Source organism: Leclercia sp. M50, assembly GCF_037150775.1.
GTDB lineage: Bacteria > Pseudomonadota > Gammaproteobacteria > Enterobacterales > Enterobacteriaceae > Enterobacter.
On the sequence record NZ_JBBCPK010000002.1, the window covers coordinates 84,999 to 110,365 of the forward strand.

The 25,367-nt window shown below is 55.3% G+C and carries 25 protein-coding genes; 15 read left to right on the forward strand and 10 right to left on the reverse strand.

Going from position 1 to position 25,367, the window contains the following annotated elements; all coding sequences use genetic code 11:
• The first annotated feature begins 42 nt into the window (after nucleotides 1-42).
• The gene (locus WFM46_RS00870; RefSeq protein WP_103176925.1) at nucleotides 43-738 is read left to right on the forward strand and encodes a transcriptional regulator; all 696 of its coding nucleotides are present in this window, start codon (nucleotides 43-45) and stop codon (nucleotides 736-738) included.
• 32 nt (nucleotides 739-770) lie between these two features.
• Here WFM46_RS00870 and ruvX read toward each other — a convergent pair whose 3' ends face one another.
• From ruvX to metK, 8 genes are all read right to left on the reverse strand, one after another.
• The gene (gene ruvX, locus WFM46_RS00875) at nucleotides 771-1,187 is read right to left on the reverse strand and encodes a Holliday junction resolvase RuvX (RefSeq protein ID WP_180209603.1); all 417 of its coding nucleotides are present in this window, start codon (nucleotides 1,185-1,187) and stop codon (nucleotides 771-773) included.
• Nucleotides 1,187-1,747, reverse strand: a complete 561-nt coding sequence (locus tag WFM46_RS00880) for a YqgE/AlgH family protein (protein WP_103176923.1) — start codon at nucleotides 1,745-1,747, stop codon at nucleotides 1,187-1,189. Before WFM46_RS00880 ends, ruvX begins: the two co-directional genes overlap by 1 nt.
• A gap of 155 nt (nucleotides 1,748-1,902) precedes the next feature.
• Complete coding sequence (gshB, locus tag WFM46_RS00885; RefSeq protein ID WP_114316823.1) at nucleotides 1,903-2,850, reverse strand: glutathione synthase; 948 nt, start codon at nucleotides 2,848-2,850, stop codon at nucleotides 1,903-1,905.
• Between the two features lie 19 nt (nucleotides 2,851-2,869).
• Nucleotides 2,870-3,601 (reverse strand): 16S rRNA (uracil(1498)-N(3))-methyltransferase, encoded by a 732-nt coding sequence (gene rsmE, locus WFM46_RS00890; protein ID WP_156655212.1) that lies wholly within the window; start codon nucleotides 3,599-3,601, stop codon nucleotides 2,870-2,872.
• An 84-nt stretch (nucleotides 3,602-3,685) separates the two neighbouring features.
• Nucleotides 3,686-4,393 carry a deoxyribonuclease I gene (gene endA, locus WFM46_RS00895; protein ID WP_103176920.1) on the reverse strand — a complete coding sequence of 236 codons (708 nt, stop codon included), beginning with the start codon at nucleotides 4,391-4,393 and terminating at the stop codon, nucleotides 3,686-3,688.
• A gap of 94 nt (nucleotides 4,394-4,487) precedes the next feature.
• Nucleotides 4,488-4,985, reverse strand: coding sequence for a SprT family zinc-dependent metalloprotease (locus WFM46_RS00900; protein WP_103822812.1), 498 nt, complete (start codon nucleotides 4,983-4,985; stop codon nucleotides 4,488-4,490).
• Nucleotides 4,986-5,056: 71 nt separating this feature from the next.
• The gene (locus WFM46_RS00905; RefSeq protein WP_103176918.1) at nucleotides 5,057-6,454 is read right to left on the reverse strand and encodes a sugar porter family MFS transporter; all 1,398 of its coding nucleotides are present in this window, start codon (nucleotides 6,452-6,454) and stop codon (nucleotides 5,057-5,059) included.
• Between the two features lie 209 nt (nucleotides 6,455-6,663).
• Nucleotides 6,664-7,818 (reverse strand): methionine adenosyltransferase, encoded by a 1,155-nt coding sequence (metK, locus tag WFM46_RS00910; protein ID WP_103176917.1) that lies wholly within the window; start codon nucleotides 7,816-7,818, stop codon nucleotides 6,664-6,666.
• A 419-nt stretch (nucleotides 7,819-8,237) separates the two neighbouring features.
• On the opposite strand from metK, the gene WFM46_RS00915 reads away from it, so the two are divergent.
• The 4 genes from WFM46_RS00915 (at nucleotide 8,238) to WFM46_RS00930 (ending at nucleotide 10,770) form a co-directional block, all read left to right on the forward strand.
• Nucleotides 8,238-8,390 carry a hypothetical protein gene (locus tag WFM46_RS00915; protein ID WP_418936642.1) on the forward strand — a complete coding sequence of 51 codons (153 nt, stop codon included), beginning with the start codon at nucleotides 8,238-8,240 and terminating at the stop codon, nucleotides 8,388-8,390.
• A gap of 87 nt (nucleotides 8,391-8,477) precedes the next feature.
• Nucleotides 8,478-8,609, forward strand: a complete 132-nt coding sequence (gene yqgB, locus WFM46_RS00920; RefSeq protein WP_139156299.1) for an acid stress response protein YqgB — start codon at nucleotides 8,478-8,480, stop codon at nucleotides 8,607-8,609.
• 8 nt (nucleotides 8,610-8,617) lie between these two features.
• Entirely contained in the window at nucleotides 8,618-10,594 is a 1,977-nt protein-coding gene (gene speA / locus WFM46_RS00925) for a biosynthetic arginine decarboxylase (RefSeq protein WP_103830403.1), read from the forward strand.
• Entirely contained in the window at nucleotides 10,594-10,770 is a 177-nt protein-coding gene (locus tag WFM46_RS00930; RefSeq protein ID WP_336996906.1) for a hypothetical protein, read from the forward strand. The genes speA and WFM46_RS00930 overlap by 1 nt, the downstream gene beginning before the upstream one ends.
• A 44-nt stretch (nucleotides 10,771-10,814) precedes the next feature.
• Here WFM46_RS00930 and WFM46_RS00935 read toward each other — a convergent pair whose 3' ends face one another.
• Nucleotides 10,815-12,389, reverse strand: a complete 1,575-nt coding sequence (locus tag WFM46_RS00935) for a hypothetical protein (protein WP_336996907.1) — start codon at nucleotides 12,387-12,389, stop codon at nucleotides 10,815-10,817.
• A 162-nt stretch (nucleotides 12,390-12,551) separates the two neighbouring features.
• On the opposite strand from WFM46_RS00935, the gene WFM46_RS00940 reads away from it, so the two are divergent.
• The 4 genes from WFM46_RS00940 (at nucleotide 12,552) to speB (ending at nucleotide 16,951) form a co-directional block, all read left to right on the forward strand.
• Nucleotides 12,552-13,730, forward strand: coding sequence for an oligogalacturonate lyase family protein (locus WFM46_RS00940; protein ID WP_336996908.1), 1,179 nt, complete (start codon nucleotides 12,552-12,554; stop codon nucleotides 13,728-13,730).
• 13 nt (nucleotides 13,731-13,743) lie between these two features.
• On the forward strand, nucleotides 13,744-15,027 hold the full coding sequence (locus WFM46_RS00945; protein ID WP_103176912.1) for an ABC transporter substrate-binding protein: 1,284 nt from the start codon (nucleotides 13,744-13,746) through the stop codon (nucleotides 15,025-15,027).
• Between the two features lie 36 nt (nucleotides 15,028-15,063).
• A complete protein-coding gene (locus WFM46_RS00950) occupies nucleotides 15,064-15,879 on the forward strand; it encodes a sugar phosphate isomerase/epimerase family protein (protein ID WP_336996909.1) in 816 nt (271 codons plus the stop codon).
• A gap of 151 nt (nucleotides 15,880-16,030) precedes the next feature.
• The gene (gene speB / locus WFM46_RS00955; RefSeq protein WP_058608614.1) at nucleotides 16,031-16,951 is read left to right on the forward strand and encodes an agmatinase; all 921 of its coding nucleotides are present in this window, start codon (nucleotides 16,031-16,033) and stop codon (nucleotides 16,949-16,951) included.
• 39 nt (nucleotides 16,952-16,990) lie between these two features.
• Here the strand turns inward: speB and WFM46_RS00960 are convergent, their stop codons facing one another.
• A complete protein-coding gene (locus WFM46_RS00960) occupies nucleotides 16,991-17,749 on the reverse strand; it encodes a M48 family metallopeptidase (RefSeq protein ID WP_103176898.1) in 759 nt (252 codons plus the stop codon).
• Nucleotides 17,750-18,028: 279 nt separating this feature from the next.
• Here WFM46_RS00960 and tkt point away from each other — a divergent pair, with 279 nt between their 5' ends.
• From tkt to WFM46_RS00990, 6 genes are all read left to right on the forward strand, one after another.
• A complete protein-coding gene (gene tkt / locus WFM46_RS00965) occupies nucleotides 18,029-20,020 on the forward strand; it encodes a transketolase (RefSeq protein ID WP_103176897.1) in 1,992 nt (663 codons plus the stop codon).
• 347 nt (nucleotides 20,021-20,367) lie between these two features.
• Nucleotides 20,368-21,387, forward strand: coding sequence for an erythrose-4-phosphate dehydrogenase (epd, locus tag WFM46_RS00970; protein ID WP_103822790.1), 1,020 nt, complete (start codon nucleotides 20,368-20,370; stop codon nucleotides 21,385-21,387).
• A gap of 49 nt (nucleotides 21,388-21,436) precedes the next feature.
• Complete coding sequence (gene pgk, locus WFM46_RS00975; RefSeq protein ID WP_103176895.1) at nucleotides 21,437-22,600, forward strand: phosphoglycerate kinase; 1,164 nt, start codon at nucleotides 21,437-21,439, stop codon at nucleotides 22,598-22,600.
• Between the two features lie 89 nt (nucleotides 22,601-22,689).
• A complete protein-coding gene (gene fbaA / locus WFM46_RS00980) occupies nucleotides 22,690-23,769 on the forward strand; it encodes a class II fructose-bisphosphate aldolase (RefSeq protein ID WP_039029814.1) in 1,080 nt (359 codons plus the stop codon).
• A 189-nt stretch (nucleotides 23,770-23,958) separates the two neighbouring features.
• Complete coding sequence (gene mscS / locus WFM46_RS00985; protein ID WP_156655198.1) at nucleotides 23,959-24,816, forward strand: small-conductance mechanosensitive channel MscS; 858 nt, start codon at nucleotides 23,959-23,961, stop codon at nucleotides 24,814-24,816.
• 140 nt (nucleotides 24,817-24,956) lie between these two features.
• A partial coding sequence (locus WFM46_RS00990) for a LysE family transporter (RefSeq protein WP_336996910.1) occupies nucleotides 24,957-25,367 on the forward strand: 411 nt, incomplete at its 3' end.

The window sequence follows — 25,367 nt, forward strand, 5'->3', positions numbered from 1 at the left end:
GGCGCTAAAATCGAGTTCTGATTGCACTGATTGAAAGCGGCTATGTCATCACAACCGAACCAAAGTCTTATCGACGGCATTCGCTGTCTGCAATATCTGGTTTCCAGCGACCGTGCTATCGGTTGCCGTGAACTCGCACGACTGATGGGGATCAACACCACTCGGGTGAACCGTTTGCTGATGACCATGGCCTCTATTGGCCTGACCATGCAGGACGAGCATCGTCGCTACCTGCCTGGTCCCGGCATTCATGCCCTGGCGGCGCAGTCCATCCGTGGCTCGGAGCTTTTCTCCCGCGCCTTGCCCCGGCTGGAGCGCCATGCGCCACGCGATATCGTGGTGGCCCTGGGCGTGTTGTGGGAGGATCAGGTCATCTATATCTGGCACGCCGTTCCCGGCAGCCAGGCCAGCCAGGCGCTGGCCGGATTCCATATGCTCCCTGCCTGGCAATCGGTGATTGGCATGTCGCTACTGGCGAGCGAACCGGATGACGCGCTAATCCCACGCTTTACGCCAGAGCAGTGGCAAAACCTCGCCCCGCATGTGGCCCAGCAGCGCGAGCAGGGACGTGTGATCTGGCATCATGACGACGGTGAAGTGTCGATGGCGGTGCCCGTAGGGGCGCACCATGCCGCGCTGGCCTTTGCCGGCATGTGGAATATTGACGATGAGAGCGTCCGCTCCCGTCTTGATGAGCTGACCGCGCTCAACGCTACGCTGCTGGCGGACCGGGAATGAATTGCCCGGATTGCCGGGCAAAGGGAAGGGGATCAGTAACCCTGCTCGAAGAAACTTTCGAGAATAATCACCGCAGAAGCGGAATCGACGCTGCCTTTGTTTAGCGCGCGAAAACCGCCATGCTCGAACAGACCGGCGCGGGCTTCAACCGTGCTTAACCGTTCGTCATGCAGCTTAATCGCCACGCCAAAACGGCCATGAATTTTATTGGCAAAATTGCGCGCCCGGGCAGTTAGTGGCTGTTCTGTGCCATCCATATTCAACGGTAAACCGACGATGACCTCGTCCGGCTGCCACTCTTTCAGCAGTCGTTCGATCAGGTTCCAGTCCGGGGTGCCATTTTGCGCTTTCAGCGCCGTCAGCGGGCGGGCGGTGCCGGTGATGCGCTGGCCGATCGCCACGCCGATACTTTTGGTGCCGAAATCAAAGGCGAGAAGCGTGCCGCTCATCAGGCATGCCCCGCGACGCCAGGCATGGTCTGGATATCAATGCCAATCAGTTTTGCCGCATCCCGCCAGCGATCGGCGATGGGGGTTTTAAACAGAATGTTCAGATCTGCCGGGGCAGTGAGCCAGGCATTATCCAGGATCTCCTGCTCAAGCTGGCCTTTTTCCCATGAGGCGTAACCGAGCGCCACAAGCACATCCGCCGGCTGGCTGGTGGTGCCCAGCGTCTCCAGCACGTCACGGGAGGTGGTCACAACGGTATTGTCAGAGATGCGGATGCTGGAGGAGAAACCGGGCGGCGTATGCAAAATAAAGCCGCGATCTTCTGCCAGCGGGCCACCCAGCATCACCGGTTTGTCGAGACGAATTTCAGGAACACGTTCGTCCTGGGAAATTTTCAATTTTTCCAGAATGCCTTCAACAGTCAGATTTTCCAGCGGTTTATTGATGATAATCCCCATCGCACCCTCTTCGCTGTACTCGCAGATATACACGACGGAACGGCGGAAAATCGGATCCTGGAGAGCAGGCATGGCAATAAGAAAGTGATGCTGTAAATTCATTGTCAGAGGTTCAGTTTCCTGGTTTAAAAAGCGACAGCATCCAGTATGCGGACAAAACCCGACACTGTCACTATACACTTCACCCTTCACGCTGCCGGGGCAACGGCTGCGCCTTGATGCAGCATGAAGGGTTGTGTGTATAAATATTGGGACTGTTACTGCTTCAGCCGTTTTTCGATCGCATCCATCAGCATGCCGGTGATAGACACCGGGAACTCAGCTTCGATTTCACGAATACAGGTCGGGCTGGTCACGTTCACTTCTGTCAGGCGATCGCCAATGATGTCGAGGCCAACGAAGATCAGCCCTTTGGCTTTTAACAGCGGGCCCACGCGGCGGGCAATTTCCCAGTCGCTTTCGGTCAGCGGACGCGGCTCGCCACGGCCACCGGCCGCCAGGTTACCACGGGTTTCGCCACCCTGCGGAATACGCGCCAGGCAGTAAGGCACCGGCTCGCCGTCCACCACCAGTACGCGCTTGTCGCCGTCGACAATCGCCGGAATATAGTTCTGCGCCATGCAGTAGCGGGTACCGTGCTCGGTCAGCGTTTCGGCAATCACCCCCAGGTTTGGGTCACCCTCTTTAACGCGGAAGATTGAGGCGCCGCCCATGCCGTCCAGCGGTTTCAGGATGATATCGCCATGTTTCTGCCAGAAGGCTTTCAGCTGCGCTTTATTGCGCGTTACCAGCGTCTCTGGCGTCAGGTCGGAGAACCAGGCGGTGTAGAGCTTCTCGTTACAGTCGCGCAGACTCTGCGGCTTGTTGACGATCAGGGTGCCTTTCTCTTCTGCACGCTCCAGGATATAGGTGCAGTAGATGTACTCCGTGTCGAACGGCGGGTCTTTACGCATCAGGATCACGTCAAGTTCGGCAAGCGGCAGATCCTGCTCGGAACCAAACTCGTACCATTTATCGTAATTCTGCTCGACGTTGACGATGCGGGTGCGTGCACGCGCCTCGCCGTTAATCAGGTAGAGGTCGCTCATCTCCATATAGTGGAGCTGATAGCCGCGACGTTGCGCTTCCAGCAGCATAGCGAAGCTGGAATCTTTCTTGATATTGATGCTTGCGATGGGGTCCATCACGATGCCGAGCTTGATCATTGTCTTCTCCGTTAATGCTTCAACCTAAATCACCAAAACGCACCTGCAGGGCAGTGATGGCGGTTAGCGCGGTGGTCTCAGTACGCAGAACGCGGGGTCCCAACAGAATATCAGTAAACTGGTAGCGTGCGGTCATGGCGATCTCATCCGCCGACAGGCCGCCTTCCGGACCGATCAACAAACGCACGCGCTCAACCGGCAGCGGCAGGGTGTTGATGCTGGCGCTGGCGCGGGGATGAAGGTTGAGCTTCAGACCCTGCTCCTCTTCCGCGCACCAGGCTTCAAGATCCATGGCCGGACGGATCTCCGGGACGCGGTTGCGGCCACACTGCTCACAGGCGGCAATGGCGATTTTTTGCCACTGCTGGAGCTTCTTATTCAGACGTTCAGCATCCAGTTTAACCCCGCAGCGCTCAGAAAAAAGTGGCGTAATGAGGCTTACACCCAGTTCGATCGATTTCTGGATGGTGAATTCCATTTTTTCGCCGCGCGACATCACCTGGCCTAAATGGATATGCAGCGGTGATTCACGATCGTCGATGTCGCTATGCAGGACGCTGACCTGCACGCTTTTTTTATCGGCGCGGATGATTTCGGCGTCAAAAACCTGATTTGATCCATCAAACAGTTGAATCGCCTGGCCTGCACCCATGCGCAGCACGCGGCCAACATGGTTGGCGGCCTCTTCCGAGAGGGCGATTTCACTGCCAGCGGCGATCGGTTCAGGGTGATAAATACGAGGAACACGCATAGTTAAGAAATCCATCAAGAGCTGAGTCCCCCTCATCGCACAGGGGAGAGGGGGACGCTAAGAAACAGTTGCCGCTAGTGTAGGTTAGCTCTTTTGCGCCTGGCAAGCGCGCTGGACGTAAGGGTTGTGATTCCCCTGCACTTTGGCGATGCGCTCGTCTCGTATGCACTCCCAGGCCGTGACCGGATAGAGTTTATCCCAGGCGTTGAAGAGCTGGGTCTGCTGGCGGGAGAGGTTGAGGTGATACCTGTCGCGCATGTAGAAGTAGATGCGTGCGATGCTGCCGCGGGCGCGGGCAGGCGGCTCGGCAAGTTTCTCCTTGAAATCGACCTTCATGGCGCACTGGCCATACTGGCCTTCGCCGCCGTTCCACTGGCTGTACATAAAGTTGCCGCGATCGCCATTTACCTCGCCCACGGCGGGTTGCAGGTTATGCATATCGCTCTCTATCTGGCGATAGATCGGGTCTTTGGCGCAGTTTTTACGTCCGCCATCCTGCCAGCACTGACGCTGGTGGCCGAACTGCCAGGCCGGGACCACATGTTCCCATTCAATGCGGCTGGCACGGTTCTCATTTTTACGCACTTTGTAGCCGCAGGACTGCAGATCCACGACCCCTTTTTTGCCCTGCCAGTTAATTTTACAGCCGCAGTAAAAATCGCCCGGCACGTCGGCATTAACCTTTACGCCTGCGGCTTTTGCCTGGGAGAAACTGTGGATACCTTCGGCCAGCGCATGGCCTGAGAACGCCGTCGTCAGAAACGCGACCGCGAGAGAGAAATTACGGGACATCGTGAACTCCGTGTCAAAACGAGCCCGCAACGTAACGAAAGTTGTTCCTGTATGCAATCAGGCAGATCATGAATGTTCCTGATTGTTCTGCCGGTTACTCAGCGATAAGGGGTTCACCGCACTTGACGCAGCGGTAGGTGGCTTCACCGCGCACCACCCGGTTATGGCGACGCACCGTAAGCTGGTGCTGCTGACAGGGGCAGCGATAGGGGAACGTATTGCGCCGAACGGAATCAAGCTCGAACTGGTGGGTTCGGCGAGCCGGTACGCCCAGCACCGCTTCCATCATCCATTTCCACTCTTTGCCGTGCGGCGCCACGCGGCCAAAGTGCTTCCAAACCAGCAGATGCGCCAGTTCATGCGGCACCACCTCGTCAATAAACGCCTGCTGGTTTTCCAGCATTAAAACAGGGTTAAGGCGGATCTCGTAGGCATCCAGCCAGGCGGTGCCTGCTGCGGTGCCGCGCTGCTGCCACACCAGCTTAGGTTCAGGGTAGTTCCGGTCGAGTTTCAGATTGGCCTGGGCCAGTTTATCGCGCAGGCTGCGCATAGCGGCTTGCTGAAGCGCAATAGGGAGACGGGGTGTTTTCATAGGAGCAGAGCATAGAGCCTGCGGCGAGGCGGTGCAAGCGGCTTCCTCCGCAGGGGAGGAAGCCGGACGGATCAGTCGTGGGAGCCAATTTCGCGCAGTGGACGACCTTTCATCAGGTTGCGTTCAATATGTTCCAGCGAAACATGTTTCGTTTCAGGAACCAGCCACAGCGTCAGCACGATAAACAGCAGGTTCAGACCGCCGTACACCCAGAAGGTGTTGGCATTACCCAGCGTATCGAGCATGGTCAGGAAGGTTGCGCCGACAATCATGTTGGCGATCCAGTTGGTGGCGGTGGAGCAGGTAATACCGAAGTCGCGGCCTTTCAGCGGCTGGATCTCAGAACAGAGTACCCAGATCAGCGGACCCGCGCTCATCGCAAAACCAACGATAAACATCAGCAGCATCCCGACGGCTACGTACTGCATCGCGGTGGAGTCAATACCCACATGCAGCATTGTACCCAGCACACCCATACCGGCGGCCATCACCAGGAAGCCCAGCGTCAGCGTCGGTTTACGACCCCAGCGATCCACCAGACCGATGGCGATAAAGGTCGCCAGCACGTTAGTCAGGCCGACAATCACGGTGCCCCACATCTGCTGAGTGGTGTTGCTGTAACCCGCCAGCTCAAAGATTTTCGGCGCGTAATACATAATGACGTTCATTCCGGTGAACTGCTGCATGATCTGCAGCAGCACGCCAAGGAACACCGCCCGACGGAAATTGCTGTTCTCTTTAAACAGCGCCCAGCCGCTCTGTTTGACCTGCAGGCTTTCGCGGATCTCTTCCAGCTCACGCTTCGCTTCCGCGCTGGTATCGCGCAGGCGCAGCAGGACGCGCTCCGCATCGTTAAAGCGCCGCTTGGCCGCAAACCAGCGTGGGCTGTCAGGCAGGAAGAAGACGCCAATCAGCAGCAGCACCGCCGGGATAATGATCACGCCCAGCATCCAGCGCCATGCGCCGCTGTAGCTGAAGGCGGTGTCAGAAAGATAGGCGCCAAGAATACCGATAGTGATCATCAGCTGATACATGGAGATCATGCTGCCGCGGATTTTCTCCGGTGCAATCTCAGACAGATACAGCGGCGCGGTATAAGAGGCCACACCCACCGCCAGACCCAGTAGCACACGCGAAGCAATCAGCACTTCCACGTTAGGCGCCGCGGCAGAGAAGAGCGAACCGGCGACAAACAGAATCGCACCAATCATCAGGCTCTTTTTACGCCCGAGTTTGAAGGAGAGCCAGCCGCTGCCAACTGCCCCAACCGCAGCCCCGAACATCATCGAGCTGACCACCCACTCCTGGGTATGGGAATCGATCTGGAATTCGTCAGTAATGAACGGCAGGGCGCCGGCAATCACGCCGATATCGAGGCCGAAAAGTAAACCTGCCAGTGCTGCGAGGAAGCAGACGAAGAATGTCATCGTCTTGTTGGACGTCCGCCCCTGTTTTTTATTATCAGGCATGAAGCCCTCCAGTTGGTTTTTTGTTTTATGAATGTAAAGTTTTGAATGGGATGCTGTAAAAGTATGTGAGAGGGGCGGGACAGACAAAGAGAGTATTCCGAAAGGGCTGCGTTTTTATCGCGATGTAAGCGATTTCAGGCGGGGCATTCAGGGGGATAAAAAACAAAAAGCCAGCACGAGGCTGGCTTTTTCAGTAAGCGGTCAGTCGATTATTTCAGACCGGCAGCTTCACGCAGCAGAGCGGCTTTGTCGGTTTTTTCCCATGGGAAATGTTCGCGACCAAAGTGACCGTATGCAGCGGTTTCTTTGTAGATTGGGTGCAGCAGATCCAGCATCTGAATCAGACCATATGGACGCAGGTCGAAGAACTCGCGTACCAGCAGGGTCAGCTGTTCTGAAGGCACTTTTTCAGTACCGAAGGTTTCAACCATGATGGAGGTCGGTTCCGCCACGCCGATAGCGTAGGAGACCTGGATCTCACAGCGGTCTGCCAGGCCAGCAGCCACGATGTTCTTGGCAACATAACGTGCTGCGTAGGCTGCGGAACGGTCAACTTTAGACGGATCCTTACCGGAGAATGCGCCGCCACCGTGACGCGCCATGCCGCCGTAAGTATCAACGATGATCTTACGTCCGGTCAGGCCGCAATCGCCCATTGGTCCACCGATAACAAAGCGGCCCGTTGGGTTAATGAAGTATTTGGTGGAACTATTCAGCCATTCGGTTGGCAGAACCGGCTTGATGATCTCTTCCATCACCGCTTCCTGCAGGGATTTCTGCTCGATATCTTCAGCGTGCTGAGTAGAGAGAACCACCGCGTCAATGCCGACAATTTTGCCGTCGTCGTACTGGAAGGTGACCTGGCTTTTCGCATCCGGACGCAGCCACGGCAGGGTGCCGTTTTTACGCACTTCAGCCTGACGCTGCACCAGACGGTGCGCATAGGTGATTGGCGCTGGCATCAGCACGTCGGTTTCGTTGGTAGCGTAGCCAAACATCAGGCCCTGGTCGCCTGCACCCTGTTCCAGCGGATCGGCACGGTCAACGCCCTGGTTGATGTCAGGGGACTGTTTGCCAATGGCGCTCAGGACGGCGCAAGAGTTGGCATCAAAGCCCATATCAGAATGCACATAGCCGATTTCACGTACGGTGTTACGGGTGATCTCTTCGATATCAACCCATGCACTGGTCGTGATTTCACCGCCTACCATCACCATGCCGGTTTTGACATAGGTTTCACACGCTACGCGCGCCTTTGGATCCTGCTCGAGGATCGCATCCAGCACGGCATCGGAAATTTGGTCAGCAATTTTATCAGGATGTCCTTCTGATACAGACTCGGACGTAAACAGGTGTTTTGCCATGTTTTAATTTACCTAAGGAGAATTTGTTTAGCTCAAACTGTCGTGTGGGATAGCCGTGGCAGGTTTTTCCACCAGGACTTGCAGATGGTGACACTGGCAGTCTGAGTGTTAATCGGTATGGATGGATTAACATCTGGATGGCTATTTTAGGTCACTTCTTCGCCCGATTTCCAGCTTTTTTTGAATGTATCCACACGCCCCTGAAAACCCTGCTGGAAATTTTTGCTGACGGTGCGTCAATGCCTGCATTTATATTTTGCATTTTCCGCGTCTTGTCGGTATAAAACGCGGCGCGCGGCTCATACAAAAAAGCACACGACGTTTCTTCGTGTCGCCACTTCCAGCCGGGTAAAGCAGTGAACTTTTAGCTTTAACTTGTCGCGAGCTTCATCGGGCTTGCGTGGAGGTGATACGAGATAATGAACCGTCGTTTTCCGCTAATTCAGTTCTGCCTTTCAGGCCGGAACATGTACCCCGCCATTCGCATTTCTAATCTGCAAACCTGCCGATGTTATACCCATCTCGGCGCTTCTCAGGATTCCCGGGCAGGCACGACGCTTTGTGAAGACTGAACAAGGGCGCTCTTGTTAATACAAGAGTTTTCTCGTGGTTTCGCCGAACCTTGTCATACAGAGTTCGGATACGTGTTTTACAATGATATGAATAAGAAACCGGTCGCACGGCCCGGCTTTCAGCATTCTGTGCTGGAAAACCGGTCGGATAATGGGTTGTTATCGCAGATTGACGCTGCGATAGTAGTCAACTGTTTTACACTTAATAGTAAGAGTTGAGGTTCGCTATGTCTGACGACATGTCTTCGTTTTCGCCTTCGTCAGCGGGCGAACAGGGTGTACTACGTTCTATGCAGGAGGTTGCGATGAGCTCCCAGGAAGCCAGCAAGATGCTGCGCACATACAATATTGCGTGGTGGGGTAACAACTACTACGACGTCAACGAGCTGGGCCACATCAGCGTTTGCCCGGATCCTGACGTACCGGAAGCGCGCGTCGATCTCGCCAAACTGGTAAAAGCACGCGAAGCGCAGGGCCAGCGTCTGCCCGCTCTGTTCTGCTTCCCGCAGATCCTGCAACACCGTCTGCGCTCCATTAACGCCGCCTTTAAGCGCGCGCGTGAATCCTACGGCTATAACGGCGACTACTTCCTGGTTTATCCGATCAAGGTAAACCAGCATCGTCGCGTTATTGAATCCCTGATCCACTCCGGCGAACCGCTGGGTCTGGAAGCCGGTTCCAAAGCGGAACTGATGGCGGTGCTGGCCCATGCCGGCATGACCCGCTCGGTGATCGTCTGTAACGGTTATAAAGACCGTGAATACATTCGTCTGGCGCTGATCGGTGAGAAGATGGGCCACAAGGTCTATCTGGTCATCGAGAAGATGTCTGAGATTAACATTGTGCTGGAAGAGGCCGAGCGTCTGAACGTGGTGCCGCGCCTGGGTGTACGTGCACGTCTGGCCTCCCAGGGCTCCGGCAAGTGGCAGTCCTCCGGCGGTGAAAAATCCAAATTCGGCCTTGCGGCGAACCAGGTTCTGCAGCTGGTGGAGATCATGCGCGAGCGTGGTCGTCTGGACAGCATCCAACTGCTGCACTTCCACCTCGGTTCCCAGATGGCCAACATCCGCGATATCGCCACCGGCGTGCGCGAGTCGGCCCGTTTCTACGTCGAGCTGCATAAGCTGGGCGTGAATATCCAGTGCTTCGACGTGGGCGGCGGCCTGGGCGTGGACTACGAGGGTACTCGCTCCAAGTCTGACTGCTCCGTGAACTACGGCCTGAACGAATATGCGAACAACATCATCTGGGCAATCGGCGATGCCTGCGAAGAGCACGGCCTGCCGCACCCGACGGTGATCACCGAGTCCGGGCGTGCGGTGACCGCGCACCATACGGTGCTGGTCTCCAACATTATTGGCGTTGAGCGCAACGAATACACCGAAGCCACACCGCCTGCTGACGACGCGCCACGCGCCCTGCAGAGTATGTGGGAAACCTGGCAGGAGATGCACGAGCCGGGCACCCGCCGTTCCCTGCGCGAGTGGCTGCACGACAGCCAGATGGACCTGCACGATATTCATATCGGCTATTCATCCGGTACGTTCAGTCTGCAGGAGCGCGCCTGGGCAGAGCAGCTCTATCTGAACATGTGCCACGAAGTGCAGAAACAGCTCGACCCGAGCAACCGTGCGCACCGTCCGATCATCGACGAGTTGCAGGAGCGTATGGCGGACAAAATGTACGTCAACTTCTCGCTGTTCCAGTCGATGCCGGATGCGTGGGGTATCGATCAGCTGTTCCCGGTCCTGCCGCTGGAAGGGCTGAACCAGGTGCCTGAGCGCCGCGCGGTGCTGCTGGATATCACCTGTGACTCCGACGGCGCGATCGATCACTACATTGACGGTGACGGTATCGCTACCACCATGCCAATGCCGGAGTACGATCCGGAGAACCCACCTATGCTGGGCTTCTTTATGGTCGGGGCCTATCAGGAGATCCTGGGCAACATGCACAACCTGTTCGGGGACACCGAAGCGGTTGACGTGTTTGTCTTCCCTGACGGCAATGTGGAAGTGGAGCTCTCTGACGAGGGCGACACCGTGGCGGACATGTTGCAGTACGTGCAGCTCGATCCGAACAAACTGCTGACCCAGTTCCGCGATCAGGTGAAAAAGACCGACCTGGACGATACGTTGCAGAAACAGTTCCTGGAAGAGTTTGAAGCCGGTCTGTACGGTTACACATATCTGGAAGACGAGTAATGACGGTGCCCGGCGACGTTTGCGTCGCCGGGCTTTTCCTGCTCCAGCCAGTCGATGGCGATCACAATATCCTGCCGCTCAAATGTGAGTTAGATCACCTGAAATTTCCCCAGGTCGTGATCGGCCTCGCTTTTTCTACCGCTCATTGCGCTAACCGCTCTTTTCCTTTTGCCTGACGGATTTACTTCCCGCCCCTGTGCCACCATGCTTTCACTATCGCTTAGTCGTGAGCCAGGCTTGCTATCAACGCCGCGATGCGTGGCGGATTGAGCAGTGTGGCGAAGGAGAAGGGATGTTGTGAGCCGTGCTGAAGCAGCCACGTTTCAAGCTCGCGATTCTGATGAGTAAAGTGCGCCAGCGCCGCGGTGAATTCCGCCCTGACATCCGCTTGCTCGCCATATTTGCGCAGCCACAGTTTTAGCGTCAGCGCCCGGGTGAACGCGCTGTAGATATGGCTATATTTCACCGCCCGGGTTACCCCGGAAAGGAGGATATGCCGGGCTTCGTCGGTGAGCATGCTATCAGGCAGGAGATTAGATGCCCGGCTGTACATATAGTCGGCCAGGAAGCGGCTACGCTGGTCCTCAAGCTCGATAAGCTGACGCTGCTGGTGGCCCAGCTCCGGATCGTCGCTCGGCATCAGCGGTTGAAAAGACTGGGTCCAGCTGGCGCCGCGGGTATCAAGATGAAGAAGATGCAGGGTCTGGTCTAAATCTTCCGGGGGGCGGCTGTGGGATTGCAGCACGCGCCCCAGTAGGGTAGGCGTTTTACAGCTCCATTCGTGGCTGGCGACGAGAATTTCGCTGATGGCGTTAAGGTTCGGCAAGGAGAGAGGGGCGCGGGCGCGTTGCTGTAGCCAGGGAGCGATCAGTTGACGGGGGGCGATCTCTGGCTCGTGGATCAGCCGGGAGAGGCCGGACAAATTAAGCTCGTTAACGGAATCTTCCAGCGTCAGGTCGGGCAGCCACTCCCAGTCGACGCGGACGGTGATGGCCTCTGGCGTACTGTCGAGCTGATTAAGCCAGCTAAGGCGCTGCTGGATTTCGTCAAGCAGATAACAGGGCAGCAGCGTCCAGCCATATTCCAGCCCCCAGAGATCCAGTTCCAGCCATTTCTGGTTATGGCGAATGTTGAGCAGATTGGGATTACCGGCAAAGCCGGGACGGTAATCGAGCTCGGTTGCTTTAACCGAGGCGCGAACGTCGCCGGGCAGGGCCTCCAGCGCTTCCCGCAGCATATGCCGGGGCCAGGTTTTGTCCTGGTAATCGCGTAAAATAAGCTGGCGTCCCAGTTGCCGGATGCCCTTATATAACGCCTTTAATGCGCTAATCCAGTTTTCGGTGCTGACGTCGGGCGTGGATAACGACAGGCGCAGACCGCGAACGGTGGGCAACGCGGCGAGAATGTGCGGAATGACGTTCTGAAAAAAAGCGTGAATAAAGTGGGATTCGTTATTTTCAGAAAGAAAAAACTCCGGGAATTTTGCTTTTAATTCCTGACTATTAGGGGTGGCTTCTCCCTGTAACCAAAGCTGCAAATTATGACGTTGAACATAGTCGCCCACTTTACGTAAATAAATAATGGCATTTTCCTGGGCGATGGTGAGATTAATTAAATCGGCGCCTTTACAATGCGGTGAAGGCGGAGCCAGACGCGCTAATAATGACTGCTGGTGAATAATAATGCCCTGAAAACCATAGCCTGTGGCCAGTCGTACCGCTTTTTCAATAAAAGCCCAGCGCCATATTTCAGGTGAATTAAATTCCATTAACAGGTAAGGCGTCGTTGTATTCATTAAACGCATTCCGCAGCGATAAAAAACGCATGCTAGATGCGATCCCCGCAAAGATCAAACGCCGCTGCTGGCGTAAGAAAAAAAGTGTGAGCCTGCTCGAATGCGCTAAAAACGTGTGTTATCTGCAGGCCAGATTGTTATGCCCTGACAGGAGGAGTTCCCATGGCGAAAGGTATGAAGGTGCAATTACATTTTGAACACTATATCGATGAGGATACCGGCGCTAAAGTTACCCGCTTCACGCCTGTTGATGTTATTTGTCATCGTAATTACTTTTACCAGAAATGTTTTATTGATGGCGGCAGGAAATTAATTTTTGCCGGTGAGTTCGATGTTAACCGCAACTATTATCTGCTGGATCTGGCGACGGGTATAGCAACGCAATTAACGGAAGGCGCGGGCGATAATACCTTTGGCGGCTTTTTATCACCGGATGAAACTTCGCTCTATTATGTTAAAAGCGAACGCAATTTAATGCGGATAAATCTGTCGACGCTGCAGGAAGAGATCGTTTATCAGGTGCCGGAAGAGTGGGTGGGATATGGCACCTGGGTGGCGAACAGCGCCTGCAATAAGCTTGTCGGCGTGGAGATCCATCGCGACAGCTGGCGGCCAATTAGCGACTGGACCGTCTTCCAGACCTTCTGGGCCGAGCAGCCGCGCTGTCGGGTTATCCGCATCGATCTACATACAGGGGAGAGAACCACGCTGCTGGAGGAGAATCAGTGGCTGGGGCATCCGATTTATCGACCCTTTGATGACAACACCGTGGCCTTCTGCCACGAGGGGCCTTTGGACCGGGTTGATGCCCGTATGTGGCTGATGGATGAAGATGGCAGCAATATTCGTAAAGCCAGACAGCCCGCTCCCGGGGAGAGCTATACCCATGAATTCTGGGTGCCGGATGGCTCGGCGCTGATGTACGTCACCTATGTGAAAAACAGCCCTGTGCGCTATTTATGCCGTATTGATGGCCAGAGCGGCCAGGACGAACGCCTGATGGCGATGCCCCCCTGTTCCCACGTCATGAGTAACGAAGATGGCTCCCTCGCCGTAGGCGACGGTTCCGGCGTGCCCATTGATATCGCCGATAACGCCGGCTATGGCGATACCAGCGATCCCTACCTGTGGTTATTTGATTTGCGGAAAAAGCAAGCCTACAAAATCGCCCGTCACAGCTCCTCCTGGCAGGTGCTGGACGGCGATCGCCAGGTGACGCATCCGCACCCCTCGTTTACGCCGGACGAAAAAGCGGTGCTGTTCAGCACGGATAAAGACGGTAAACCGGCGCTCTATCTGGCCGAGATCCCGCCTGAGGTTTTGCAAAACATTAAGGCTTAATAAGGAGCAAACGATGAAGAAACGTAACGCTTGCCTGAGCGCCTCATTATTGCTTGCCTGCTCCTGCCTCGCGGCGGCGCAGGCGGCGGAAATCCGTATCTCCTGGTGGGGAGGAAACAGCCGCCACCAGGCGACCTTGAACGCCATCAAGCTGTTTGAGCAGAAATACCCTGATATCAAGGTGAAGGCCGAATACGCCGGTTGGGAGGGATACCTCTCGCGCCTGACCGTACAGATTGCGGGCGGCAACGAGCCGGATGTCATTCAGACCAACTGGAACTGGCTGCCTATTTTTTCCCGGGACGGCAACGGCTTTTATGATCTCTACAGCCAGAAAGCGGTGCTCGACCTCGGGCAATATGACCCGCAGTCCCTGAGTACCACCACGGTCAACGGCAAGCTGAACGGCATTCCGGTGGCGGTGACAGCACGCAGCTTCTACTACAACAAGAAATTATGGCAGGAGATGGGCGTCAGCTATCCGCAAAGCTGGCCGGAGCTGATGGCGGCCGGGAAAGCGTTTCAGGCAAAAGACAAAGAGAAATATCCGCTGGTACTCGACTATATGGAGTCGTTGACGCTGGTACAGTCCTGGATGGTGCAGAAATACGCGATTCCGGCGATTAATGAGAAAACGGGCAAGTTCAACTATACCCCGCAGCAGTGGGTGGAGTTCTTCCAGCTGTATAAAGATCTTGTCGACAGCCACGTCTTCCCTTCCATGCGGGTACTCTCCTCTTACGGCAAAAGTAATACCTGGGAGATGAAGCCCTGGATCCAGGGGAAATGGGGCGGCATCTATATGTGGAATACGAATGCCGTGATGTATGAAAACAACCTGACCGCGCCCTATAACAAGCTGGAGCTGGGGCCATTCTTTATGCTGCCGGGGGCGAAAGATGCCGGATTATTCTTCAAGCCGACAATGATGTTCAGCGTGGGGAAATCGACGAAGCATCCACAGGAGGCGGCGAAGCTGATCGATTTTTTAATGAACGATCCGCAGGGCGTCAAAGCGATGGGGCTGGAGCGCGGCACGCCGCTGAGTAAAAAGGCTGCGCAGCAGCTGGAAGCAGAGGGAGTGATTCAAAAGGACAATATTACCGTAGCCGGGATCAACGCCTCCCTGGCACTGCCCCATAACATCCCCACCTCGCCCTATTTCGATAACCCGCAGTTTGTCGAGCTTTGGCACAACACCATTGAAAATATCGACCAGGGCACCCTTACGGTAGAGCAGGCGGCGAAAAGCTTCTCCCGTAATGCCGAACGCATCCTGGGCAGAGCAATGCGCTAACCCGACGATACCGGTTCACAGATGATGGGGAAGGATATGATTACCTTTAGCGCAACGCTAACCTGCCGTTATGAAACGCTTTTTTCGCCTTTTACCCCACAGGACTTTGAGCAGGGGCTGGCGTGGCTGGCGCAAAGCGGCTTCGACGCCGCCGAACTGTGCATCAATGATTATGAAGGCATGGAGGTCTCATGGCTGAAAAAGCGGCTGGATGACTACCGGCTGGGGTGTACGACTATTGCCACGGGCCAGGCCCGCAAGCGCGATGGCCTCTCTTTACTTTCCAGCGACAGGGCGGTGGTTTTGCGTACTCAACAGCGCCTGGCGGAACATATTGACGCCGCCGCGCAGCTGGCGAGCCATGTCACCATAGGCTCATTGCGCGCAACGGACAGGATGCTGAGTAAAACCGAGTATATGCATGCGCTGGCGGAGGCGATGGCGCCGTGCGTGGAGCAGGCGAAGCGGTGCGGCGTGACGCTGGTCCTTGAAGCCCTCAATCGCTATGAAATAGCGCACCTGCACAGCGCGGCGGATATGATGGCGTTTATAAGCTTCTGCGACGCACCGGAAAATGTCGGCGTGTTATGGGATATTTTCCATGCCAATATTGAGGATCGCGATTTCACCGACGCGATAGCCTTGCTGGGCTCCCGGCTGCGGCATGTGCATTTTGCCGACTCTAACCGGGCGTTTCCGGGGTATGGCCATTTGCCGATTGACGACATCTATCTGGCGCTAAAAGCGGCCAACTATCAGGGTGCGGTTTCGCTGGAGTGTTTGTGCCAGCCGTCAACGGCAACGCTGATTAAGGAGGCCGGTCCGCTGATCGACCGGTTGCGTCGCTTATAAGGGGTGAGGTGGGGGATCGTTTTTCCTGACTTGAACCTGCGCAGATTAACGGCGATAATTCTTTTTATTGCCTTTTTCCAATCTAACCCTTCCTCGTCGGGCTAACGACGCGGGAGGGTTTTTTTATAGCGACGAATATGAGGTTTTTGCCATGAGCACCTTAGGTCACCAGTACGACAACTCGTTAGTTTCCAATGCCTTTGGTTTTCTACGCCTTCCGATGAACTTCCAGCCTTACGACAGCGATGCGGACTGGGTGATCACCGGCGTACCATTTGATATGGCGACATCCGGTCGTGCCGGTGGCCGTCATGGCCCGGCGGCCATTCGTCAGGTTTCCACCAACCTCGCCTGGGAGCATAACCGCTTCCCGTGGAACTTCGACATGCGCGAGCGTCTGAACGTCGTGGACTGCGGTGACCTGGTATATGCCTTCGGCGACGCGCGTGAAATGAGTGAAAAACTGCAGGCGCACGCAGAAAAACTGCTGGCTGCCGGCAAGCGCATGCTCTCCTTCGGTGGTGACCACTTCGTGACGCTGCCCCTGCTGCGCGCCCACGCGAAACACTTCGGTAAGATGGCGCTGGTGCATTTCGATGCGCATACCGACACCTACGCGAACGGCTGTGAATTTGACCACGGCACCATGTTCTTCACCGCGCCGAAGGAAGGTCTGATCGATCCGAACCACTCCGTACAGATCGGCATCCGTACCGAATTCGACAAAGACAACGGTTTCACCGTGCTGGATGCCTGCCAGGTGAACGATCGCGGCGTGGACGACATCATCGCCCAGGTTAAGCAGATCGTCGGTGATATGCCGGTCTACCTGACCTTCGACATCGACTGCCTGGATCCAGCCTTTGCCCCAGGCACCGGCACCCCGGTAATTGGCGGCCTGACCTCAGACCGCGCCATCAAACTGGTGCGCGGCCTGAAGGATCTGAACATCGTCGGTATGGACGTCGTTGAAGTGGCCCCTGCCTATGACCAGTCCGAGATCACTGCGCTGGCCGCAGCGACCCTGGCGCTGGAGATGCTCTACATCCAGGCAGCGAAAAAAGGCGAGTAAGCGAGAGGCCGGGACCTATTGCCCGGCCTGTTTATTGCGTTATTTAATCCCGTCTGCCGCCATGCGATCGCGGATGTGCTGCGCACGCGCTGCGGAGGCAGGGTGGTCGTCAAACATGGAGCTTTGACGGCCCGCTTCCTGTTGAGCCAGTTTTTCGAAGCTGGTGGCTAAACCTGACGGGTTAATCCCACGTTTGCGCAACAGATCGTAAGAGTAGTCATCGGCCTCAGATTCCTGACGCTGAGAGAACTGGGAGTTAACCAGTTTTTCACCGAGATCGCCGAGCTGCGACTGGGAAAGGCTACCTACAATGCCACCCGCAGAGGCCGCCGCCACGCGAACGGCGTTCGTGCCGAGGGCAACCTGCATCCCTTTCTTCACATGGCCGAGGGCAACGTGGCCCATTTCATGGCCGATAACCGCTTCGACTTCATTGTCGTTCATCATGTCCATTAATCCGCTGTAGACGCGGATGCAGCCGTTAGCCATCGCAAAGGCGTTAACGTCTTTCGCCATGTAAACCTTGTAGTTCACCGGCTGGCCGTTAATGTTGTCGCCAAGTGCTGAAGCAATCTTATTCAGACGCTGAGCGTAAGTGCTGTCTGCCGGTGCGATGGTCGCTTTACCGTCCATCTCTTTACAGGCCTCATCGCTTAATGTTTTCACCTGGGCATCGGTGAGGGAGTAGGCCTGAAACGCCTCTGCTCCGGAGCTCAGCAGGCCACCAGAATTCATATTCTGACACCCGCTAAGAAGAAGGGTCGTTCCCAGAGCCAGCACTACTGCACGCATTTTCATTATGTTGCTTCCGTACTCGTTAAACTTGATAAATTCTGAAAGTTTTGCCGCCCCGGAGGAGGGTGCAGCTCCAATTATAAAGAATATAAACGAAGGCGAGCGAGAAGATTGCGCAACGTGCGAGCCTGTTCCAGAGATTTCTTAAGCGGCAAAAGAATGGTCCATGTACATGCTTTGTCGCTTGGGTTACATTGTTGGCACTTTTTTCTGGCGTAGCCCAAAACGCGCTGTCGTCAAGCCGAAACGGGCATGGCCTTCAACATCCGATCTGGAGTCAAAATGTCCTCACGTAAAGAGCTTGCCAATGCTATTCGTGCGCTGAGCATGGATGCTGTACAAAAAGCTAAGTCCGGTCACCCGGGTGCCCCTATGGGTATGGCTGACATTGCCGAAGTCCTGTGGCGTGATTTCCTGAACCACAACCCACAGAACCCTGCCTGGGCTGACCGCGACCGTTTCGTTCTCTCTAACGGCCACGGCTCGATGCTGATCTACAGCCTGCTGCACCTCACCGGCTATGATCTGCCAATCGAAGAGCTGAAAAACTTCCGTCAGCTGCACTCCAAAACCCCGGGTCACCCGGAAGTGGGTTACACCGCAGGTGTTGAAACCACGACCGGTCCGCTGGGTCAGGGTATTGCTAACGCCGTGGGTATGGCGATTGCCGAGAAGACGCTGGCGGCGCAGTTCAACCGTCCGGGTCATGACATCGTCGACCACTTCACCTATGCATTCCTGGGTGATGGCTGCATGATGGAAGGCATTTCTCACGAAGTGTGCTCCCTGGCAGGCACCCTGAAACTGGGCAAACTGGTTGCGTTCTATGACGACAACGGCATCTCCATCGACGGCCACATTGAAGGCTGGTTCACTGACGATACCGCAGCACGTTTCGAAGCCTACGGCTGGCACGTGGTGCGTGGCGTTGACGGTCACGATGCTGAAGCGATTAAACGTGCAGTAGAAGAAGCGCGCGCAGTGACTGACAAACCGTCCCTGCTGATGTGCAAAACCATCATCGGTTTCGGTTCTCCGAACAAAGCCGGTACGCACGACTCCCACGGCGCACCGCTGGGTGACGCAGAGATCGCCCTGACCCGTGAAGCGCTGGGCTGGAAACACGCTGCGTTTGAAATCCCGTCTGAAATTTATGCGCAGTGGGATGCCAAAGAAGCTGGTCAGGCGAAAGAAGCGGCATGGAACGAGAAATTCGCCGCCTACGCTAAAGCCTTCCCACAGGAAGCGGCAGAGTTCACCCGTCGTATGAAAGGTGACATGCCAGCAGACTTCGACGCCAAAGCGAACGAGTTCATCGCTAAGCTGCAGGCTAACCCGGCTAAAATCGCCAGCCGTAAAGCCTCCCAGAATGCGATCGAAGCCTTCGGCCCGCTGCTGCCAGAGTTCCTCGGCGGCTCCGCTGACCTGGCACCATCAAACCTGACTATCTGGTCTGGCTCTAAAGCCATCAACGAAGATACTGCCGGTAACTACATCCATTACGGTGTTCGTGAGTTCGGTATGACCGCGATTGCCAACGGTATCTCCCTGCACGGTGGTTTCCTGCCATACACCTCCACCTTCCTGATGTTCGTGGAATATGCCCGTAACGCGGTGCGTATGGCTGCGCTGATGAAGCAGCGTCAGGTGATGGTCTACACCCACGACTCTATCGGTCTGGGCGAAGATGGCCCGACCCACCAGCCGGTTGAGCAGGTTGCTTCCCTGCGCGTGACCCCGAACATGTCCACATGGCGTCCATGTGACCAGGTTGAATCGGCGGTAGCGTGGAAATATGGCGTTGAGCGTCAGGACGGCCCAACCGCGCTGATCCTCTCCCGTCAGAACCTGGCTCAGCAGGATCGTACCGAAGAGCAGCTGGCGAACATCGCCCGCGGTGGTTACGTGCTGAAAGACTGCGACGGTCAGCCGCAGGTGATCTTCATCGCAACCGGTTCTGAAGTTGAACTGGCTGTTGCCGCCTGGGATCAGCTGGCAGGCGAAGGCGTGAAAGCGCGCGTGGTCTCCATGCCGTCTACCGATGCCTTCGACAAGCAGGACGCGGCTTACCGTGAATCTGTACTGCCGAAAGCCGTTTCTGCCCGAGTGGCAATCGAAGCGGGTATCGCTGACTACTGGTTCAAATACGTGGGCCTGAACGGCGCTATCGTTGGCATGACCACCTTCGGTGAGTCTGCGCCAGCTGAGCAGCTGTTCGAAGAGTTCGGCTTCACCGTTGAGAACGTGGTCGCGAAAGCGAAAGAACTGCTGTAATCATGGTTGTGCCCGGCGGCGTGTAGCTTGCCGGGCCTACAAATATTCAGGCCGGGCAGGCGTAAGCGTCACCCGGCTTTTTTGTGCATGTTATTCCTCAAAGATGTAATACCTCTGTAAATTATTCCACTTAAAATGTGATGTGTGTCATATAGCTGGCTTATTGGTCTGGACAGTCATTCCCTTTATTCCGTGTTTCGCTTATTCTGGCTGAAGCGTTTCAGTCGATTAAATGTTCGACAAATGACCAATCAGTTGGAGTTTGTGACAGGCAAGGATTCCCCTCAGCGCGTTGCTGCATTACTCTGTCAGCCACCTCGTGTCAGGGAAAGCTTTGCAGGAGACTTATGACCGTACGCGTAGCGATTAATGGTTTCGGTCGCATCGGACGTAACGTGGTTCGTGCTTTATATGAATCCGGACGCCGGGCGGAAATTACCGTGGTGGCCATCAATGAACTGGCGGATGCCGCAGGCATGGCGCATTTATTGAAATATGACACCAGCCATGGACGCTTTGCCTGGGACGTTCGTCAGGAGAGAGAGCAGCTGCTTGTCGGTGATGACGTGATCCGTGTGCTTCATGAGCGGACGATCGAAGCATTACCCTGGCGTGAACTGGGTGTCGATGTGGTTCTCGATTGTACCGGCGTCTACGGCAACCGCGAACACGGCGAAGCCCATCTGGCGGCTGGCGCAAAGAAAGTGCTCTTTTCACATCCTGGCAGTAACGATCTCGATGCCACGGTGGTTTACGGCGTCAACCATCACGAGTTGCACGCAGAACACCGAATTGTCTCCAATGCCTCCTGTACTACCAACTGTATTATTCCGGTCATCAAGCTGCTGGACGATGCCTACGGCATTGAGTCGGGTACGGTTACCACGATCCACTCAGCCATGCACGATCAGCAGGTCATTGACGCTTACCACCCGGACCTGCGACGCACTCGCGCGGCGAGTCAGTCGATTATCCCGGTGGACACCAAACTGGCGGCCGGTATAACCCGAATTTTTCCGCAGTTTGAAGATCGTTTTGAAGCTATCGCGGTCCGCGTACCTACCATCAACGTGACGGCGATCGACCTCAGCGTTACCGTTAAAAAACCGGTAAAAGCCTGTGAGGTCAACCTGTTGCTGCAAAAGGCGGCACAGCAAGCATTTCATGGTATAGTTGACTATACGGAATTACCGTTGGTCTCAGTAGATTTTAACCACGATCCGCACAGCGCCATTGTAGATGGCACCCAAACGCGCGTGAGTGGAGCGCACCTGATCAAGACGCTGGTCTGGTGTGATAACGAATGGGGCTTTGCTAACAGGATGCTCGACACCACGTTAGCCATGGCCGCACAAGGTTTCAGGTAAGACGCGTATTGCGTCTGCAAAACTTTAAGAATCAACGAGAGGATTCACCATGTCTGTAATTAAGATGACCGATCTGGATCTGGCAGGTAAACGCGTTTTCATCCGTGCGGATCTGAACGTACCGGTTAAAGAGGGTAAAGTGACCAGCGACGCGCGTATCCGTGCCTCTCTGCCAACCATCGAACTGGCACTGAAGCAGGGCGCAAAAGTGATGGTAACCTCCCACCTGGGTCGTCCGACCGAAGGCGAGTACAACGAAGAATTCTCTCTGCTGCCGGTTGTTAATTACCTGAAAGACAAACTGTCCAGCCCGGTACGTCTGGTTAAAGACTACCTGGACGGCGTTGAAGTTGCTGAAGGTGAACTGGTTGTTCTGGAAAACGTTCGCTTCAACAAAGGCGAGAAGAAAGACGACGAAACCCTGTCCAAAAAATACGCTGCACTGTGCGACGTATTCGTGATGGACGCCTTCGGTACCGCTCACCGTGCCCAGGCTTCTACCCACGGTATCGGTAAATTCGCCGACGTCGCTTGTGCAGGTCCTCTGCTGGCCGCTGAGCTGGATGCGCTGGGTAAAGCGCTGAAAGAACCTGCTCGTCCGATGGTTGCTATCGTGGGTGGTTCTAAAGTTTCCACCAAACTGACCGTTCTGGACTCCCTGTCCAAAATCGCTGACCAGCTGATCGTTGGCGGCGGTATCGCTAACACCTTCGTTGCTGCCCAGGGCCACAACGTGGGTAAATCCCTGTACGAAGCAGACCTGGTTGACGAAGCGAAACGCCTGCTGAGCACCTGCGATATCCCGGTTCCAACTGACGTTCGCGTCGCGACCGAGTTCTCTGAAACCGCAACCGCAGAGCTGAAATCTGTTTCTGACATCAAAAATGAAGAGCAGATTCTGGACCTGGGCGACGCCTCTGCAGAGAAACTGGCTGAAATCCTGAAGAATGCAAAAACCATTCTGTGGAACGGTCCGGTTGGCGTGTTCGAATTCCCGAACTTCCGTAAAGGTACTGAAATCGTGGCTAACGCGATTGCAGACAGCGACGCATTCTCCATTGCTGGCGGCGGTGACACCCTGGCAGCCATCGATCTGTTCGGTATTTCCGACAAGATCTCCTACATCTCCACTGGCGGCGGCGCATTCCTCGAATTCGTGGAAGGCAAAGTTCTGCCAGCAGTAGCCATGCTCGAAGAGCGCGCTAAGAAGTAAGCCATTTTAGGGCAGGGAAACCTGCCCAATTTTCAGCGCGCTTTTAAGAGCTCGCCCCTTTCCAAGGCCGAAGATACAGGACTCGCAACATGTCTAAAATTTTTGATTTCGTAAAACCTGGCGTGATCACTGGTGATGACGTTCAGAAAGTGTTCCAGGTAGCTAAAGAAAACAACTTTGCGCTGCCAGCGGTTAACTGCGTCGGTACCGACTCTATTAACGCCGTACTGGAAGCTGCAGCAAAAGTTAAAGCGCCGGTAATCGTTCAGTTCTCTAACGGCGGTGCTGCGTTTATCGCAGGTAAAGGCGTGAAAACTGACGTTCCTCAGGGCGCGGCAATCCTGGGCGCAATCTCTGGCGCACATCACGTTCACCAGATGGCTGAACACTACGGCGTTCCAGTAATCCTGCACACTGACCACTGCGCGAAGAAACTGCTGCCGTGGATCGACGGTCTGCTGGACGCGGGCGAAAAACACTTCGCTGCAACCGGTAAGCCACTGTTCTCTTCTCACATGATCGACCTGTCTGAAGAGTCTCTGGAAGAGAACATCGAGATCTGCTCCAAATACCTGGCTCGCATGGCCAAAATGGACATGACCCTGGAAATCGAACTGGGTTGCACCGGTGGCGAAGAAGATGGCGTGGACAACAGCCATATGGACGCTTCTGCTCTGTACACTCAGCCAGAAGACGTTGATTACGCTTACACCGAGCTGAGCAAAATCAGCCCACGTTTCACCATCGCGGCTTCCTTCGGTAACGTACACGGTGTGTACAAGCCAGGTAACGTGGTTCTGACCCCAACCATCCTGCGTGATTCTCAGGAGTACGTTTCCAAGAAACACAACCTGCCGCACAACAGCCTGAACTTCGTCTTCCACGGCGGTTCCGGTTCTTCTGCTCAGGAAATCAAAGATTCCGTTAGCTACGGTGTTATCAAAATGAACATCGATACCGACACCCAATGGGCAACCTGGGACGGTATTCTGCAGTACTACAAAACTAACGAAGCTTACCTGCAGGGCCAGCTGGGCAACCCGAAAGGCGAAGACCAGCCGAACAAAAAATACTACGATCCACGCGTATGGCTGCGTGCAGCCCAGACCTCTATGGTGACGCGTCTGGAGCAGGCGTTCAAAGAGCTGAACGCGGTTGACGTTCTGTAATTTAAGCTGCTGACAGCAAGCATCAAAAGCCCGCGTTAATCGCGGGCTTTTTTTATGTCTTTTCAACTGGCTATAGTGGCTGTTTTATGTGATCTGCTTGGCATATTGCGGGCTTTTTGTTTACCCTTTACACACTTGCTCCTCTCCGCATGGGGCGGATTTGTGTTTTATGTGCATAAGGAAAGATAAATGGAAGATCTCGGTGTTGTAGATAGCATCAATAACGCGGGCTCCTGGCTGGTGCGTAATCAGGCGTTGCTTATCAGCTATGCCGTAAATATCGCTGCGGCGATTGCCATCGTGGTGGTGGGGATGATCGTTGCCCGGACGGTTGCCAGAGGCGTTAACCGCGTTATGCTCGCCCGGCACATTGACGCTACCGTCGCCGATTTCCTCTCGGCAATGGTGCGCTACGCGATTATTGCTTTTACCCTGATAGCAGCAATGGGGCGTGTGGGGGTTCAGACCGCCTCGGTGATTGCGGTACTGGGTGCCGCTGGTCTGGCCGTGGGCCTGGCGCTACAGGGCTCGCTGGCAAACCTGGCGGCCGGTGTGCTGCTGGTCACCTTCCGCCCATTCCGTTCCGGGGAGTATGTCGATCTCGGTGGCACCGCAGGTACGGTACTGAACGTGCAGATTTTTTCCACTACGCTGCGTTCCGCGGACGGCAAAATCGTTATCGTGCCGAACAAAAAGGTTATCGACGGCAATATCACCAACTTCTCCCGGGAGCCGGTTCGCCGCAACGAGCTTATGATCGGCGTGGGCTATGATTCCGATATCGAGCAGGTGAAGAAACTTATCACCGACATCATTGAATCTGACGAGCGTATCCTGAAAGACCGCGAAATGACGGTTCGCCTTCACGAGCTGGGCGCCTCCTCTATCAACTTCGTTGTCCGTATCTGGAGCAAAAGTAGCGATCTGCAAAGCGTTTACTGGGACGTACTGGAGCGCATCAAGCGCGACTTCGATGCTAACGGCATCAGCTTCCCATATCCGCAGATGGACGTGAACTTCAAGCGGGTGAAAGAACCGGCGGAATAACGTTTCATCGTAACCCGGTGCGCGCAATGCGTACCGGGTTACATTAGCTTCACTAATTGCCAATTAATATTATCCATTTCCTCTTATTATTCTCCCGCAGTATAGTCAGCCCTTAAGTCACATTTTTGAGATTAGTGTTCATGTTCTCTTTTTATTTTCAGGGGCTTATGATTGGCGCGGCGATGATCCTGCCTCTCGGCCCGCAAAACGCCTTCGTCATGAATCAGGGTATTCGACGCCAATATCACATCATGATCGCGCTGCTCTGTGCACTAAGCGATATGCTACTGATTTGTGCCGGGATTTTTGGCGGTAGCGCGCTACTGATGCAGTCTCCCTGGCTGCTGGCGCTGGTCACCTGGGGCGGCGTCGCCTTTCTGCTCTGGTATGGTTTTGGCGCACTGAAAACGGCGCTGGGCAGCAATATTGAGCTGGCCAGCGCTGAAGTCATGAAGCAGGGGCGCTGGAAAATTATCGTCACCATGCTGGCGGTAACCTGGCTTAATCCGCACGTTTATCTGGATACGTTTGTGGTGCTGGGCAGTCTGGGC